Genomic DNA, 15,561 nt, shown 5'->3' with positions numbered 1-15,561 from the left:
CTCCCTTACAGCACGCGCACGATGCCGGTCGGCTTGAAGCCGAGATCGGCCGCCTTGCCCTTGCGTGCCCGGGTGCCGCGCGCGTTGTTGAGCGTGCGGATCTCCAGCGCCTCCTCGCGCTCCTTGCCGCCGCGGCCGATGCCTTCGATCTTCACGCTGCGGGTGTAGGCCGCCGCGCCCGCGAGCGTGTCCTTGGCCTCGAGATCGATCAGCGTGAGCCCGCGGCCGCCCTTCGGCAGCGCCTTGAGTTCGCCGATGTCGAAGGTCAGGATACGGCCGCCGGTCGAAGCGCAAGCCACGTGCGTGGCCGCCGGCAGCGGCTCGGCGCCGCCGGCGCCGCCGACCAGCGACGGCCGGCACAGCTGCTCGCCCTCGCCGACGTCGATGAAGGCCTTGCCGCCGCGCTGGCGCGAGATCATGTTCTCGACCGCCGCGATGAAGCCGTAGCCGCCGGTGTTCGCGAGCAGCAGGTTGGCGGTCAGCGGGCCCGCGAAGTAATGCGCGACATGCGTCCCGCTGTCGAGGTCGATCAGCGTCGTCACCGGCTGGCCGTCGCCGCGCCCGCCCGGCAGCGACGCCACGGGCACGCTGTAGACGCGCACGCCCTTGTCCTTGGCGGTGCCGAAGACCAGCAGCGTGTCGACCGAGCGGCATTCGAAGGCGCCATACAGCGTATCGCCCGACTTGAAGCTGTACTCGGGTGCCGCGGCGCCCGCGGCGCGCTCGCTGGCCCAGCCCTTCTGCGTGCGCACCCAGCCCTTCTGCGACACGATCACCGTCACCGGCTCGTCGACCACGCGCACTTCGGCCACGGCCCGCTTCTCGGCCTGGATCAGCGTGCGGCGCGCGTCCTCGAAGCTCTTCGCGTCGGCCTCGATTTCCTTCACCAGCAGGCGGCGCAGCGCGGCCGGGCTGCCGAGGATGTCCTCGAGCTTCTTCTGTTCCTCGCGCAGGCCCTTGAGCTCCTGCTCGATCTTGATCGCCTCCAGCCGCGCCAGCTGGCGCAGCCGGATCTCGAGAATGTCCTCGGCCTGCCGGTCGCTCAGGTTGAAGCGCGCGATCAAGGCCGCCTTCGGATCCTCGGCGGCGCGGATGATCGCGATCACCTCGTCGATGTTGAGCAGCACCAGCTGCCGCCCTTCGAGGATGTGGATGCGGTCCTGCACCTTGCCGAGCCGATGGCGCGAGCGCTTCTCGACCGTGATCTCGCGGAAGGCGATCCATTCGTTGAGGATCTGGCGCAGCGACTTCTGCGTCGGCTTGCCGTCGATGCCCACCATCGTGAGGTTGATCGACGAGGAGCTCTCCAGCGAGGTCTGCGACAGCAGCATCGTGGTGAACTCCTCCTGGCTGATGCGCGAGGTCTTGGGCTCGAACACCAGCCGCACCGGCGCGTCCTTGCTCGACTCGTCGCGCACCACGTCGAGCAGCGACAGCACGGCGGCCTTCAGTTGCGTCTGCTCGGCCGAAAGCGCCTTCTTGCCGGCGCGGATCTTGGGGTTGGTGAGCTCCTCGATCTCTTCGAGCACCTTCTGCGAGCTGACGCCCGGCGGCAGCTCGTTGACCACCAGTTGCCACTGGCCGCGCGCCAGTTCCTCGATCTTCCAGCGGGCCCGCACCTTGAGCGAGCCGCGGCCGGTGCGATAGGCGTCGGCGATGTCGGTCGCGCTGCTGATGATCTGCGCGCCGCCCGGATAGTCGGGGCCGGGCACCAGGGTGAACAGTTCCTCGTCGGTCAGCTGGCCGTTGGCCTTGATCAGCGCCACGCAGGCGTCGGCGACCTCGCGCAGGTTGTGGCTCGGGATCTCGGTCGCCAGGCCGACGGCGATGCCGCTCGCGCCATTGAGCAGCGTGAACGGCAGCCGTGCCGGCAGCAGGCGCGGCTCCTCGGTCGAGCCGTCGTAGTTGGCGATGAAGTCGACCGTGCCCTCGTCGATCTCGTCGAGCAGGAGGCTCGTGATGCGGGCCAGCCGCGCCTCGGTGTAGCGCATCGCCGCGGCGCCGTCGCCGTCGCGGCTGCCGAAGTTGCCCTGGCCGTCGACCAGCGGATAGCGCTGTGAGAAGTCCTGCGCCATGCGCACCAACGCGTCGTAGGCGGCCTGGTCGCTGTGCGGATGGAAGCGGCCGAGCACGTCGCCCACCACGCGCGCGCTCTTCACCGGCTTGGCGCCCACGGTGCCGTTGGCACCGCCGAAGCCCAGCCCCATGCGCGACATCGAATAGAGGATGCGCCGCTGCACCGGTTTCTGGCCGTCGCTGACGTCGGGCAAGGCGCGGCCCTTCACCACGCTGAGCGCGTATTCGAGATAGGCGGTCTGCGCGTAGTCGGCCAGCGTCAGCGCGCCATCGTCTTCGGGGCTCTGCAGATCGAGCGTGGGTTGAGAGTCCATGGAAAAAGAATGATGAAGAAATTCAGGGAGGGAGCCTGCGCCTTGCGCTCAGCCCGGTGTCCGGATCGCCGCCGACTTATTCCGTTTCGGCAGGCGTTTCAGGCACCGGCCCGGCATCGGCGGGCAGCGCCGGCACGCCGCGCGGTTCGGACGGCATGTTGCCACGTCCGAGCGCGCCGCCCTGCGGCACCGTCATTTCCATGCGGATGCGGCCGGGCGCATTGCCGCGCCCGTGCGGCGCCGAAGGCTTCAGGTAGGCGTAGAGCTGCAGCACGGTCGCGACGTAGTTCTGGGTCTCGCGGTAGTTGGGGATCCTGTTGCCGGCGCGCTGCACCGCGCCCTCGCCCGCGTTGTAGGCCGCCAGCGCCAGCTCGATCTGGCCGGGAAACATCGCGAGCAGATCGCCCAGGTAGCGCGAGCCGGTGGCGACGTTGATGTGCGGGTCGAAGAGCTTCTTCTCGATCGTCGCCCGCCTGTCCGTCGTGACGCCATAGCGCTGCGCGGTGGCCGGCATCACCTGCATCAAACCCAATGCGCCCTTGGGCGACACGGCCTGCGCATCGAATCCCGACTCGGTCGCGACCAGCGCCTGCAGCAGCTCGTAGTCGATCGAATGGCGCCGCGCCGCATCGCGCAGTGCGCCCTGCGCGGGCCTGTAGTTCGGCGAGGCCTCGAACAACGCCAGCAGCGCCTGCGAAGCAGGCGGCACCTTGCCGTCGATCACGCCCTTCGCGCCCAGCCGGGGCAGGCCGAGGCCCTTGGCCGTGTCGAAGCTCTGGCCGCCCCGAAAGAAGAGCTGGTAGCGCGGATCGATCTGCTCCGATGCGAAATGCGCCACGCCCTTGTCGTCGATGTAGCCGAAGACGTCGGCGGCGTGGACGCGCTGCGCCGCGATCAGCAGCAGCGCCGACAGCAGCAGGAAGCGTCCAAGGGCTCTCATGAGGTTTGCCATGCGGCACTATGGATGGCTACGGGCCTGTCCGACCGCTCACAGCGTCACAAAATGTTCATGGCCCGGCGCCGGCCTAGACGTCGATCTCGACATCATCGGCGCGCAGTTCCATCAGTTCGCGGCGGGCGGCGGCTTCGCCCTTGCCCATCAGCTTGGTGATCTCGCCCTCGGTGCCCTGGGTGTCGAAGCGCCCCAGCCGCACCTGGAGCAGCCGCCGCGTGTCGGGGTTCAGCGTGGTCTCCCACAACTGCTCGGCGTTCATCTCGCCCAGCCCCTTGAAGCGGCTGATGCTCCAGGCGCCTTCGCGCACGCCGTCCTTGCGCAGCTTGTCGAGGATCGCCGTGAGCTCGCCCTCGTCGAGCGCATAGAACTTGGAGGCCGGCTTCTTGCCGCGCGCCGGCGCGTCGACCCGGAACAGGGGCGGCTTGGCCACGTACACGTGGCCGGCCTCGATCAGCTTCGGGAAATGGCGGAAGAACAAGGTCAGCAGCAGCACCTGGATGTGCGAGCCGTCGACATCGGCATCGCTCAGGATGCAGACCTTGCCGTAACGCAGGCCCGACATGTCGGGCGTGTCGTTGGGCCCGTGCGGATCGACGCCGACCGCCACCGAGATGTCGTGGATTTCGGTGTTGGCGAACAGCCGGTCGCGCTCGACTTCCCAGGTGTTCAGCACCTTGCCGCGCAGCGGCAGGATGGCCTGGCTTTCCTTGTCGCGGCCCATCTTGGCGCTGCCGCCGGCCGAATCGCCCTCGACCAGGAAGACCTCGTTGTGCGCGATGTCCTTGCTCTCGCAGTCGGTCAGCTTGCCGGGCAGCACGGCCACGCCGGAGCCCTTGCGCTTCTCGACTTTCTGCCCGGCCTTCTGCCGCGTCTGCGCGGCCTTGATGGCCAGTTCGGCGAGCTTCCTGCCGTAGTCCACGTGCTGGTTCAGCCACAGCTCGAGCGCGGGCCGCACGAAGCTGGACACCAGTCGCACCGCGTCGCGCGAGTTGAGCCGTTCCTTGATCTGGCCCTGGAACTGGGGGTCGAGCACCTTGGCCGACAGCACGTACGAAGCGCGTGCGAACACGTCCTCGGGCAGCAGCTTGACGCCCTTGGGCAGCAGCGAATGCAGCTCGATGAAGCTCTTGACCGCGTTGAACAGGCCGTCCCGCAATCCGCTCTCGTGGGTGCCGCCGGCGCTGGTCGGGATCAGGTTGACGTAGCTCTCGCGCACCGGCTGGCCATCCTCGGTGAAGGCCACGCACCAGTCGGCGCCCTCGCCTTCGGCGAAGTTGTCGGCGTTCTTGTCGGCATGGCCCGCACCTTCGAACAGCGGGATCACCGGCTCGCCGTTGAGGGTCTGCATCAGGTAGTCGCGCAGGCCGCCCTTGTAGAGCCAGGTCTGGACGTCCTTGGTCTTCTCGACCACCAGCGTCACCGTGACGCCGGGCATCAGCACCGCCTTGCTGCGCAGCAGATGGGTCAGCTCGTTGATCGGCAGCGCGGCGGACTCGAAGTACTTCGGATCCGGCCAGGCGCGCACCGTGGTGCCCTGCTTGCGGTCGCGCGGGCCATCGCCGTTCGAGCCGGCCGCGCTTTCCTGCGGTCGAAGCTTCAGTGGCTCGATCACGTCGCCGGCCGAGAAGGCCAGCTGCGCCACCGAGCCTTCGCGGTAGGAGACGACTTCGAGCCGGGTCGACAGCGCATTGGTCACCGACACGCCGACCCCGTGCAGGCCGCCCGAGAAGCTGTAGGCGCCGCCCGAGCCCTTGTCGAACTTGCCGCCCGCATGCAGCCGGGTGAACACCAGCTCGACCACCGGCGCCTTCTCTTCCGGATGCAGGCCGAACGGAATGCCGCGGCCATCGTCCTCGACGCTGACCGAGCCATCGGTATGCAGTGTGACCTTGATCTTCTTGCCGTAGCCCGCGAGCGCCTCGTCGGCCGCGTTGTCCAGTACTTCCTGAATGATGTGCAGCGGGTTGTCGGTGCGGGTGTACATGCCCGGCCGCTGCTTGACGGGCTCGAGGCCCTTGAGGACGCGAATCGACGCCTCGCCGTAACTGCCTGGTTCCTTGCTTGCCATGGCGCGGGATTCTAGGCCTTGGTTCCGGGGCCGCCCGCGGGCCCCGGCGCGCGGACCGCATCAAAGGCCGCCGAAAATTTCAACAATCGCCGCCGGCAGGCGCCCGACGCCGATCCCGGCTTTTGGGTACATTTTCCGCAATGACCTCTTCTTCCCAGCCGCTCGGCATCCAGCGGGTGCTCATCTGCGGCGCCATGATCGTCACCCTGTCGATGGGAATCCGACACGGTTTCGGCCTCTGGCTCCAGCCGATCACCCAGGACCAGGGATGGACGCGGCAGGCCTTTTCGCTCGCGCTCGCCATCCAGAACCTTTCCTGGGGCGTGATCGGCGTCTTCGCCGGCATGCTGGCCGACAAGCTCGGCGCCTTCCGGGTGCTGGTGGCCGGCGCCGTGCTCTATGCGCTGGGACTGGCCGGCATGGCGCTGTCGCACACGCCGCTGCTGTTCGCGCTGACCACCGGCGTGCTGATCGGCGCCGCCCAGGCCGGCACCACCTACGCCGTGATCTACGGCGTGATCGGGCGCCAGGTCCCGGCCGAGCGCCGCTCCTGGGCCATGGGCGTGGCGGCCGCCGCCGGCTCCTTCGGCCAGTTCCTCATGGTGCCGGTCGAGGGCCAGCTGATCGCCCGGCTCGGCTGGCAGACCGCGCTGCTGGCGCTGGCGGCGATGGTGCTGCTGATCATCCCGCTGGCCTACGCGCTGCGCGAACCGCGGCTCGCCGCCGCCAGCGGCAAGCGCGAACAGACCATCGCGCAGGCGGTGCAGGAGGCCTTCAGGTACCCCAGTTTCGTGATGCTGACGGCGGGCTACTTCGTCTGCGGCTTCCAGTTGGCGTTCATCGGCATTCACATGCCGAGCTACCTGCGCGACAAGGGGCTCTCGCCCGAGGTGGCCAGCTATGCGCTGGCGCTGATCGGCCTGTTCAACATCTTCGGCACCTACACCGCGGGCGCGCTGGGCTCCCGGCTGGCCAAGCGCAAGCTGCTGGCGGCCATCTACCTGAGCCGCGCGGCGGCGATCGCCGTCTTCCTGCTGGCGCCGCTGTCGCCGCTCTCGGTCTACGTGTTCGCCGCCGCGATGGGCTTCCTGTGGCTCTCGACCGTGCCGCTGACCAGCGGCATCGTGGCCCAGATCTTCGGCGTCGCCCACCTGTCGATGCTGGGCGGCTTCGTCTTCCTGAGCCACCAGGTCGGCTCCTTCCTGGGGGTCTGGCTGGGCGGCTATCTGTACGACCGGCTGGGCAGCTACGACCTGGTCTGGTACGTCTCGATCGGGCTCGGCGTGATGGCTGCGCTGATCAACCTGCCGGTCAAGGAAAACGCGATTTTGCGACCGAGAATCCAACCTGCTTGACCACAGACATGTCTGAAACCACCCGCCCCACCCGCCATCGCCTCGTCCACGCCGGCTGGCTGGGCGCCGCCGCGCTCGCGCTGGCGGGCGTGTTCGCGCTCTACACGCGTCCGGGCTTCCTGGTGACGCTGGCCGACCAGATCTGGGCCTGCTTTTGAACCACGCCGCACTCGCACCCTCGCCCTGGATCGTGCGCTGGTCGCACCTGCTGGCGCCCGGCGCCACGGTGCTGGACGTCGCCTGCGGCAGCGGCCGCCACATGCGCTGGTTCGGCGACCGCGGCCACCCCGCTACAGGCGTCGACCGCTCGCAGGACGCGATCGATGCCGCGGCATCGTTCGGTCGCGCCGTTCAGGCCGACATCGAGGACGGCCCCTGGCCCTTCGAAGGCCGGCTTTTCGGCGCGGTGATCGTCACCAACTACCTCTGGCGCCCGCGCCTGCCGGACATCGTCGCGGCGGTCGCGCCCGGCGGCGTTTTGCTTTATGAAACCTTTGCGGCGGGCAACGAGAGCGTCGGCAAGCCATCGCGGCCGGACTTCCTGCTCCAGCCCGGCGAACTGCTGGCCGCCTGCGCCGGCCTGCGCGTGGTGGCCTACGAGGACGGTTTCCTGCCCGAACCCGAGCGTTTCGTCCAGCGCATTGCAGCCGTGCGGCCGCCCGCCGCACCGTCTGCGACACCGCCGCGCCACCTGCTCCTGCCGGCTTAGCCGGGCCACCCCTTCCCGGCGGAGGCGGCCAGATCAGTAGAATGGCTGCTTTTCGGGCAACCCACAAAGAGATTCCCTTGGAGCAACTGACAGGCAGCATCGTTGCGCTCGTCACGCCGATGCATGACGACGGCAGTGTCGACTACCCCGCCCTGCGCCGGCTGATCGACTGGCACATCGACGAAGGCACCGATTGTCTCGGCGTCGTCGGCACCACCGGCGAATCGCCGACGGTCGACGTCGAAGAGCATTGCGAGATCATCCGCGTCTCGGTCGAACAGGCGCGCGGCCGCGTGCCCGTGATGGCCGGCTGCGGCGCCAATTCCACCAAGGAAGCCATCGAGCTCGCCAAGTTCGCCAGGGGCGTGGGCGCCGATTGCCAGCTCCAGGTGGTGCCCTACTACAACAAGCCGACGCAGGAAGGCCAGTACCAGCACTTCAAGGCGATCGCCGAAGCGGTGGGCGACCTGCCGACGGTGCTCTACAACGTGCCCGGCCGAACCGTCGCCGACATGGCGCACGATACCGTGCTGAGGCTGGCGCAAGTGCCCGGCATCATCGGCATCAAGGAAGCAACCGGCAACATCGAACGCGCCCAGTGGCTGATCCGCGACCTGCCGAAGCGCTTTGCCGTGTACTCCGGCGACGACCCGACCGCGGTCGCGCTGATGCTGTGCGGCGGCCAGGGCAACATCAGCGTCACGGCCAACATCGCGCCGCGCAAGATGCACGAACTGTGCGTGGCCGCGATCGCCGGCGACGTGAAGCGCGCCATGCAGATCCAGTTCGAACTGATGCCGCTGCACCGCCACCTGTTCGTCGAGCCGAACCCGATTCCGCTCAAGTGGGCGATGGCACGGCTCGGCCTGTGCGGCGGCGCGCTGCGCCTGCCCCTCACCGAACTGGCCGAAGCCAGCCGGCCGGTGGTCGAATCCGCGTTGCGCGCCAGCGGCCTCCTCAAGAACTGACCCCCTCTTTACAGCGGGCGTTCGCGGACGCCGGCAACCTTTTTGCCCGGTCCGCGCTCTGAAGAAGCGGGCGCCGCGCCCATCGATCGAGCTCAACATTCCAAAAAGGAAGCAGACGTTGAAAACCATTTCGCGATTCGCATTGCTGGCCCTGGTCGCCAGCCTCGCCGCCTGTTCGGCCCTCGAGAGCGACAAGATCGACTACAAGAGCGCCGGCAAGGCCCCGACCCTCGAAGTGCCGCCCGACCTGACGCAGCTGTCGCGCGACAACCGCTATGCGGTGCCGGGCGGTGCGGTCACGGCCAACTCCTACCAGGCCGGCCTCGCCAATTCGCCGAGCCTGCCGACCGCCGTCAGCTCGGTCGGCGATGTGCGCATGGAACGTGCCGGCACGCAGCGCTGGCTGGTCATCAACCGGCCGGCCGACCAGCTCTGGGACCCGGTGCGCGACTTCTGGCTGGAGAGCGGCTTCCTGCTCACCTCCGACCAGCGCAACCTCGGCATCATGGAAACCGACTGGGCCGAGAACCGCGCCAAGCTGCCGCAGGACATCCTTCGCAGCACGATCGGCAAGCTGCTCGACTCGGTCTATTCGACCGGCGAGCTCGACCGCTTCCGCACCCGGCTGGAACGCACGCCCAATGGCACCGAGATCTTCATCAGCCACCGCGGCATGGAAGAGGTCTACAGCAGCTCGCGCAAGGACCAGACCACCTGGCAGCCGCGCGCCAGCGATCCTGAACTCGAAGCCGAATTCCTGCGCCGCCTGATGGTCAAGCTGGGTGTCTCGCAAGAGCAGTCGAAGGTCCTCGCCGCCACCGGCGCAGCGCCGCAGACGGCCAAGATCGCCAACATCGGCGGCCAGCCGGTGGTGCAGATCAACGACAACTTCGAACGCGCCTGGCGCCGTGTCGGCCTGGCGCTCGACCGCACCGGCTTCACGGTGGAAGACCGCGACCGCGCCGCCGGCACCTACTTCGTGCGCTACGTGCCGCCGAACCCCAACAAGTCGGAACCGACCATCTTCTCCAAGCTGTTGAGCTTCGGCTCGAGCAAGACCGACGCGCCGCTCAAGTTCCGCATCCTGGTCAAGGGCCAGGGCGAGACCAGCACGGTGTCGGTTCTGAACGAAGCCGGCGCAGCCGACAGCACCGCCAATGCGCAACGCATCGTGCAGGTGATTGCCGACGACCTGAAGTAGCCGGTCGATGCTGCGCTTCCGCAGTCTGGGCAGCGGCAGCACCGGCAATGCCACGCTGGTCGAGGCGTCCAGCGGCGGCCGCATCTCGCGGGTGCTGGTCGACTGCGGCTTCGCGCTGCGGCATCTGGATACGCGGCTGGCGCGGGCCGGGCTCGCCGCCGGCGACATCGACGCCATCTTCATCACGCACGAGCACGGCGACCACATCGGCTGCGCGCGGGCCTTGTCGCGCCGCGAGCGGATCCCGGTCTGGATGAGCGAGGGCACCTGGCTCGCAACCGGCGGGCACGATTTCGAAGGCCGCCTGCAACTCGCCCGCGACAGCGTCGACATCGAGGTCGGCGATCTTTGCATCCAGCCCTTCACCGTGCCGCACGATGCGCGCGAGCCCCTGCAGCTGCGCTGCACCGACGGCGCGCGCAGCCTCGGCGTGCTGACCGACCTGGGCCACGCGACGCCACACGTGCTGGCCCGCCTGATGGGCCTCGACGCCCTCCTGCTCGAGTTCAACCACGACAGCGACCTGCTGGCCGGCTCGGCCTATCCGCCCTTCCTCAAGCAGCGCGTCGGCGGCAACTACGGGCATCTCTCGAACGCCGCGGCCGCGGCCATTGCGCGCGCCGTGCACCACGGCGGCCTGCGCCATGTCCTGGCGGCGCACCTGAGCGAACAGAACAACCGGCCCGAGATCGTGCGCCGCGTGATGGCTGAAGCGCTGGGCGCCACCGAGCAGGACATGCTCACCGCCACGGCCGCCGAAGGCTCGCCCTGGCTTGATCTATAAGCCCCCACGCTCCCTCACTTCGTGTAGTCGCTGCCCCCCGAGGGGGCCGCAGGCCGCCTTGGGGCGGCCCGGCGCCGGCCTGAGCCTGAGCCCCTGAATGAAAAAGCCGCCCGGGGGCGGCTTTTTTTCGGGTGGTGGATCAGCCCTCAGGGCTTGGCGGGCGGGGTCTCGGCATTCTTCTTCGCGGCCTCGGTCGCCTGATTGGCGGCGTCCAGCGCGGAAGACGATTCGGCGGATGGCGCTGTTGCGGGCGCGGCAGGCGCGGCAGGTGCGGCCGGCGGCGCGACCTGTGCGGGAGGTGGCGCGACCACCGCCGGCGCCGACTCTTCCTTCTTGCCGCACGCAGTCAATGCGGCAGCGGCGATCAGCGAAGCGAGCAGGGCGGACTTCTTCATTGGGGGCTCCTTTGGATGAAGATGGCAGAGGAAAAAATTCTAGACCCGCGCTCAGGCCCGACGCCCCGATCCGGTGCGATTCGCGGCATTGGCTTACAAGCCCAGCGTGTCCGCGGGAAAGGCCAGCTTGGCGTGGCGCAGGCATTCGTCGATGCGCTCGCGCAGGGCGCGCCGCGCTTGCGGCGCGCTGCCGCAGACGCCTCGCGCGTGCTCGACGTCGATGCGCTGGAGGAACCAGCTGGGCGTCCAGATCGCGCTGGGCACCTGCGGCAGCCCGGGGCCATGGCAGGCGCGGCAATCGACGATATGGCTCCACATCCGACGCCAATGGACGAAGCGCGCATGTTCGCGGGCGAAGACGTCGAATCGCTGCGCCAGCAGGACGAAGCTGCGCCCGGCGGCGGACCAGGCCTGCAGGGCCTCGACGCTCGCGCGCTCGCCGAGCGGCCAGTCCAGGAAGTCGGGGTCGGCCAGCACGATCTCGCGCCAGTTCTGGCGCGCTGCCGCCTCGAGCGCGGCATGCAGGTGCGCCTGGAAGGCCTGGCGGCCATCGAAGGCGCCTTCGGGCAGGTCGACACCGACCGCGTCATCCGGCATGCAACCACCCCGCTTCGCACCAGTCGCCCAGCAGCGCGAGCGCATCCTCGCTGGCGCCCGCCAGATCGCGCGCCCCGAGCGTTCGCTGGTCGGCCAGCCGCCGCATCAGCGTGGCGTCGCGGCCCGCGGCCCGGAAGCTCTCGCCGTTGATGTAGAGATGGCGCGCGTCGTAAAGCATGCGCGTGCGACGGTCCAGCGCCACCTCGTTCCAGCGCTGCGGCAGCTCGCCGGCATCGAACCAGACCGTCGGCTTCGGCTCGGTCATCGATTCGCCGAGCGCGCGGTCGATGACCTCGCCGTCGCGCACGGCAGCCAGCACCGCCTCGCGCGCGAAGGCCTGCAGCGCCTGAGGCATGGCGGCCGGCGTCGCGAGTGCGTCCTGGGACGGGTCGCGGTAGTGCACCGCGGCGCGAGCCGGTTCGTCCTGCAGCGCATCCGCGTGCGCCTCGGCAATGCGCGACAACAGGTCGGCGCCGAGCGGCGCGGCGGCCGGCGCACGCAAGCCGATCGAGCAGGTCATGCAGTCGCCTCCGACCGCGACACCGTCGTGCGCATAGCGCGGCGGCAGGTAGAGCATGTCGCCGGGCTCGAGGACGAAGGTCTGCTCGGCTTCGAAGCGGGCCAGGATCTTGAGCGGCACGTCGGGCTGCAGGCCGAGGTCGCGCTGCTTGCCGATCGACCAGCGACGCCGTCCCTGCGCCTGCAGCAGGAACACGTCGTAGCTGTCGAAATGCGGCCCGACGCCGCCGGTATCGCTCGCATAGCTGATCATCAGGTCATCGAGCCGGGCATCGGGAACAAAACGGAACTGTTGCAACAGTTCATGAACGCCTTGATCGTGCAGATCCACGCCCTGCACCAGCAGGGTCCAGCCGGGCTGCTGGAGCCCGGGCAAGGCGCGGCGCGCAAAAGGCCCGTGCTTCAGGGTCCAGCCGGCATCGCGGTGGCGAATCAACCGGGACTCGACCTCCTCGCGGGCGGCCAGGTCGAACAACGCAGAGCGTGCGATTGGTGGCACCATGCCGGGCACGGCCTGGCGGACCAGCAGAGGCTTCTTCTGCCAGTGGCGTCGCATGAACTGGCGGGCGCTGAGGCCGCCGAGCAGGGACAGGGGTAGATCAATCTCCATGGGAGAATTGTCCAATGGAAATCACTGAACAATGCGTGGTCGGCCTGACCTGGACACTGAAAGACACCTTGGGCGAAGTCCTGGACGTGCTCGACGACCCGGTGGAGTTCCTGGTCGGCGGCGACGATCTCTTCGACGCCATCGAGGCCGCCCTGTTCGGCCATGAGCCGGGCGCCCGGGTCCAGTTGCAGCTCGAACCCGAACAGGCCTTCGGCGACTTCAACGACCAGTTGCTCTTTCTGGAGCCGCGCTCGCTGTTCCCGCCCGAGACCGAGGAAGGCATGAGCTTCGACGGCACGGCGCTGCCCAAGGGCGTGAACCCCGACATGCCCAAGGACGTGCTCTACACCGTGAGCGAGATCTATCCCGAGCATCTGGTGCTGGACGGCAACCATCCGCTGGCGGGCATCGCGATCCGGCTCGACATGACCGTGAAGTCGGTGCGCGAAGCCACCGAAGAAGAAATCGGCCGCGCCACGGCGGGCACCGGATTCTTCAAGGTCCCGACCACCGCGCCGGGCAACGACCTGCTGCACTGAGCCGCGACGCAAACGAAAAAAAGCCGGGCCCTGCCCGGCTTTTTCGCGCCTGGGCCTCGATCAGAAGCGCGAGATCTGGCCGTTGTCGATGCGAACGCGATCGCCCACGCGCAGGTCGCCCGGGCTCGGCACGTCGAAGGCGCGGAAGCCGCCGTTGTCGGTCTGAACCGAGACCCGGAAGCTCTGGTAGGTGCGCGGCGCATTGTTGTTGGCCTCGACCGCGTTGCCGATCAGCGCACCGCCGACCGCACCGGCGATGGTCGCCGCGGTATTGCCGCGGCCGCTGCCGACCTGGTGGCCGAGCACGCCGCCGGCCAGACCGCCGACCACCGCGCCGGCGCCGCTCGGCGCCGCGCCCGAAGACTGGCTCTGGATCACCTCGATGTTGGCGACACGGCCGTACTCGACATAGTGGCCCTGCGGCATCGGCTGCACCGGTTGATAGGGGTAGCTGGTGGTCTGGTAGACCGGTGCCGGCGCGACGCAGGCCGTCAGCGCGGCCAGTGCCAGGACGGAGGCGCCGACGGAAACGAGGCGGACGGGAATCTTCATGGTGTTTTGCTCCTCAGGAAACTGGGGGCCAATGCAGGCCGGATGGGAATTCAACGCGGCAGAGGCATGCGGGATGACCTCGACACAGCTTGATACCTTCGAAGGCGAAAGGCCATCGCCGGTTCCGCTCTTTACGTGTGGCCCTGCGAGACGCTCGCCTGAAGGCGACGGCCTACAGGTGCCGACCTCGGGTGTTCAGTGCTTGCCTGTCGATCCGTAGCCGCCCTCGCCCCGTTCGCTGGGCGGGAAATCGGCCACCACCTGGAACGCCGCCTGCACCACCGGCACGATCACCAGTTGGGCGAGCCGCTCCATGGGCTGCAGCACGAAGGGCGTGTCGCTGCGGTTCCAGGCGCTGATCTTGAGCTCGCCCTGGTAGTCGCTGTCGATCAGGCCGACCAGGTTGCCGAGCACGATGCCGTGCTTGTGGCCCAGTCCCGAGCGCGGCAGGATCAGCGCCGCGAAGCCCGGATCGGCCAGGTGGATCGCGATGCCCGTGCCCACCAGTTGCCAGGCATTGGGCTCCAGCGTGATGGGCGCGTCGAGGCAGGCCCGGAGGTCCAGCCCGGCACTGCCGGGCGTGGCGTAGGCAGGCAGCTGGTCCTGCATGCGGGGATCGAGGATGCGAACGTCGACTTTCAATTCTTGTGACCTGTGCGTGTGATGAGAGAGGGCCGGTTCAACGCGAACCGGCGGTGGGAAGGCGGGCCGCGATCTCGGCCACCAGATCGCGCGCCAGCGTGAGCTTGGGCGCGCGCGGCAATTCGCGCACGCCGTGGGCGTCGACCAGCAGCAGGCTGTTGTCGTCCTGCCCGAAGGTGAGCGGACCGATGTTTCCGACCAGCAGCGGAATGCCCTTGCGCTCGCGCTTGGCCTTGGCATGGGCTTCCAGATTTTCGCTCTCGGCCGCGAAGCCGACGCAGAACAGCTGGCCGCCCTGGGCGCGCGCACCCTGGGCGACGGTCAGCAGGATGTCGTCGTTCTCGACGAAGTGCAGCACCGGCGGCTTGCCGCTGCCATCCTTCTTGATCTTCTGCTCGCTGTGCGAAGCCGGGCGCCAGTCGGCCACGGCCGCAGTGGCGACGAAGATCGAGGCCGCCTGCACGGCCTGCAGGGTCGCGTCGAGCATCTCGCGGGCCGACAGCACGTCAACGCGGCGCACGCCGCGCGGCGTCGCCAGGTGCACCGGGCCGGCCACCAGCGTGACCTCGGCACCGGCATCGCGCGCGGCACGGGCGATGGCGAAGCCCATCTTGCCCGATGAATGATTGGTGATGCCGCGGATCGGGTCGAGCGCCTCGAAGGTCGGCCCGGCGGTCACGACCACCTGCTGGCCCGCCAGCACCTTGGGCTGGAACTGGGCGATCACTTCCTCGAGCAGCTGCTCGGCCTCCAGCATGCGGCCGTCGCCGGTCTCGCCGCAGGCCTGCCAGCCGTTGCCCACGCCCAGCACGCGCGCGCCGTCGGCATCGACCTGGCGCAGGTTGCGCTGGGTCGCCGGATGGATCCACATCTCGCGGTTCATGGCCGGCGCGATCAGGAGCGGCACCCGCTCGGCCGGGCGCGCCAGGCACAGCAGGCTCAGCAATTCGTCGGAGCGCCCCTGCACCAGCCGGGCGATGAAATCGGCACTGGCGGGCGCCAGCACGATGGCATCGGCCTCGCGGCTCAGGTTGATGTGCGGCATGTTGTTGGGCTCGCGCACATCCCACTGCGAGCCGTAGACCGGCCGCCCCGACAGCGCCTGCATGGTCACCGGCGTGATGAACTGCTCGGCCGCCTCGGTCATCACGACCTGCACCGTGGCGCCGGCCTTCACCAGCAGCCGGCACAATTCGGCCGACTTGTAGCAGGCGATGCCCCCCGTGAGACCCAGGACGATGTGTTTGCCAACGAGTTCTTGTTGCATCTAAGGAGTT

16 protein-coding genes are annotated in these 15,561 nt (G+C 68.7%); 7 read left to right on the top strand and 9 right to left on the bottom strand.

The features are described 5' to 3' along the window. Positions 1-5 precede the first annotated feature (5 nt). From parC to AC1DYK_RS07485, 3 genes are all read right to left on the bottom strand, one after another. Positions 6-2,390 (bottom strand): DNA topoisomerase IV subunit A, encoded by a 2,385-nt coding sequence (gene parC / locus AC1DYK_RS07495; protein WP_478165680.1) that lies wholly within the window; start codon positions 2,388-2,390, stop codon positions 6-8. A 76-nt stretch (positions 2,391-2,466) separates the two neighbouring features. Beyond that, positions 2,467-3,330: a lytic transglycosylase domain-containing protein gene (locus tag AC1DYK_RS07490; protein ID WP_478165679.1), complete on the bottom strand. Its 864-nt coding sequence runs from the start codon at positions 3,328-3,330 to the stop codon at positions 2,467-2,469. A gap of 85 nt (positions 3,331-3,415) precedes the next feature. Further along, positions 3,416-5,413, bottom strand: a complete 1,998-nt coding sequence (locus AC1DYK_RS07485) for a DNA topoisomerase IV subunit B (RefSeq protein ID WP_478165678.1) — start codon at positions 5,411-5,413, stop codon at positions 3,416-3,418. A 140-nt stretch (positions 5,414-5,553) separates the two neighbouring features. On the opposite strand from AC1DYK_RS07485, the gene AC1DYK_RS07480 reads away from it, so the two are divergent. The 6 genes from AC1DYK_RS07480 (at position 5,554) to AC1DYK_RS07455 (ending at position 10,430) form a co-directional block, all read left to right on the top strand. Beyond that, positions 5,554-6,768 carry an MFS transporter gene (locus AC1DYK_RS07480; protein WP_478165677.1) on the top strand — a complete coding sequence of 405 codons (1,215 nt, stop codon included), beginning with the start codon at positions 5,554-5,556 and terminating at the stop codon, positions 6,766-6,768. 8 nt (positions 6,769-6,776) lie between these two features. Further along, complete coding sequence (locus AC1DYK_RS07475; protein WP_478165676.1) at positions 6,777-6,926, top strand: hypothetical protein; 150 nt, start codon at positions 6,777-6,779, stop codon at positions 6,924-6,926. After that, entirely contained in the window at positions 6,923-7,477 is a 555-nt protein-coding gene (locus tag AC1DYK_RS07470; protein WP_478165675.1) for a class I SAM-dependent methyltransferase, read from the top strand. Before AC1DYK_RS07475 ends, AC1DYK_RS07470 begins: the two co-directional genes overlap by 4 nt. A 41-nt stretch (positions 7,478-7,518) precedes the next feature. After that, a complete protein-coding gene (gene dapA / locus AC1DYK_RS07465) occupies positions 7,519-8,445 on the top strand; it encodes a 4-hydroxy-tetrahydrodipicolinate synthase (RefSeq protein WP_478165674.1) in 927 nt (308 codons plus the stop codon). Between the two features lie 118 nt (positions 8,446-8,563). Then, complete coding sequence (bamC, locus tag AC1DYK_RS07460) at positions 8,564-9,646, top strand: outer membrane protein assembly factor BamC (protein ID WP_478165673.1); 1,083 nt, start codon at positions 8,564-8,566, stop codon at positions 9,644-9,646. A 7-nt stretch (positions 9,647-9,653) separates the two neighbouring features. After that, positions 9,654-10,430, top strand: a complete 777-nt coding sequence (locus AC1DYK_RS07455) for an MBL fold metallo-hydrolase (protein WP_478165672.1) — start codon at positions 9,654-9,656, stop codon at positions 10,428-10,430. A gap of 146 nt (positions 10,431-10,576) precedes the next feature. Here the strand turns inward: AC1DYK_RS07455 and AC1DYK_RS07450 are convergent, their stop codons facing one another. From AC1DYK_RS07450 to AC1DYK_RS07440, 3 genes are all read right to left on the bottom strand, one after another. Then, a complete protein-coding gene (locus tag AC1DYK_RS07450) occupies positions 10,577-10,825 on the bottom strand; it encodes a hypothetical protein (RefSeq protein WP_478165671.1) in 249 nt (82 codons plus the stop codon). A 93-nt stretch (positions 10,826-10,918) separates the two neighbouring features. Then, positions 10,919-11,422 (bottom strand): hypothetical protein, encoded by a 504-nt coding sequence (locus tag AC1DYK_RS07445; RefSeq protein ID WP_478165670.1) that lies wholly within the window; start codon positions 11,420-11,422, stop codon positions 10,919-10,921. Beyond that, on the bottom strand, positions 11,412-12,551 hold the full coding sequence (locus AC1DYK_RS07440; protein WP_478165669.1) for a JmjC domain-containing protein: 1,140 nt from the start codon (positions 12,549-12,551) through the stop codon (positions 11,412-11,414). Before AC1DYK_RS07440 ends, AC1DYK_RS07445 begins: the two co-directional genes overlap by 11 nt. 14 nt (positions 12,552-12,565) lie before the next feature. Between AC1DYK_RS07440 and AC1DYK_RS07435 the strand changes: the two genes are divergently transcribed. Further along, positions 12,566-13,090, top strand: a complete 525-nt coding sequence (locus tag AC1DYK_RS07435; RefSeq protein WP_478165668.1) for an FKBP-type peptidyl-prolyl cis-trans isomerase — start codon at positions 12,566-12,568, stop codon at positions 13,088-13,090. Positions 13,091-13,150: 60 nt separating this feature from the next. On the opposite strand, the gene AC1DYK_RS07430 is transcribed toward AC1DYK_RS07435, so the two are convergent. The 3 genes from AC1DYK_RS07430 to coaBC all read right to left on the bottom strand — a co-directional run bounded on the left by AC1DYK_RS07430 (position 13,151) and on the right by coaBC (position 15,551). Next, positions 13,151-13,642, bottom strand: coding sequence for an outer membrane lipoprotein (locus AC1DYK_RS07430; protein WP_478165667.1), 492 nt, complete (start codon positions 13,640-13,642; stop codon positions 13,151-13,153). Positions 13,643-13,837: 195 nt separating this feature from the next. Beyond that, positions 13,838-14,284 (bottom strand): dUTP diphosphatase, encoded by a 447-nt coding sequence (dut, locus tag AC1DYK_RS07425; RefSeq protein WP_478088553.1) that lies wholly within the window; start codon positions 14,282-14,284, stop codon positions 13,838-13,840. Positions 14,285-14,321: 37 nt separating this feature from the next. Beyond that, positions 14,322-15,551, bottom strand: coding sequence for a bifunctional phosphopantothenoylcysteine decarboxylase/phosphopantothenate--cysteine ligase CoaBC (coaBC, locus tag AC1DYK_RS07420; RefSeq protein ID WP_478165666.1), 1,230 nt, complete (start codon positions 15,549-15,551; stop codon positions 14,322-14,324). Between the last annotated feature and the right edge of the window lie 10 nt (positions 15,552-15,561).

It is taken from the genome of Variovorax sp. P2_H12 (genome assembly GCF_056403395.1).
This window is presented reverse-complemented; position numbering and strand designations above follow the sequence as displayed.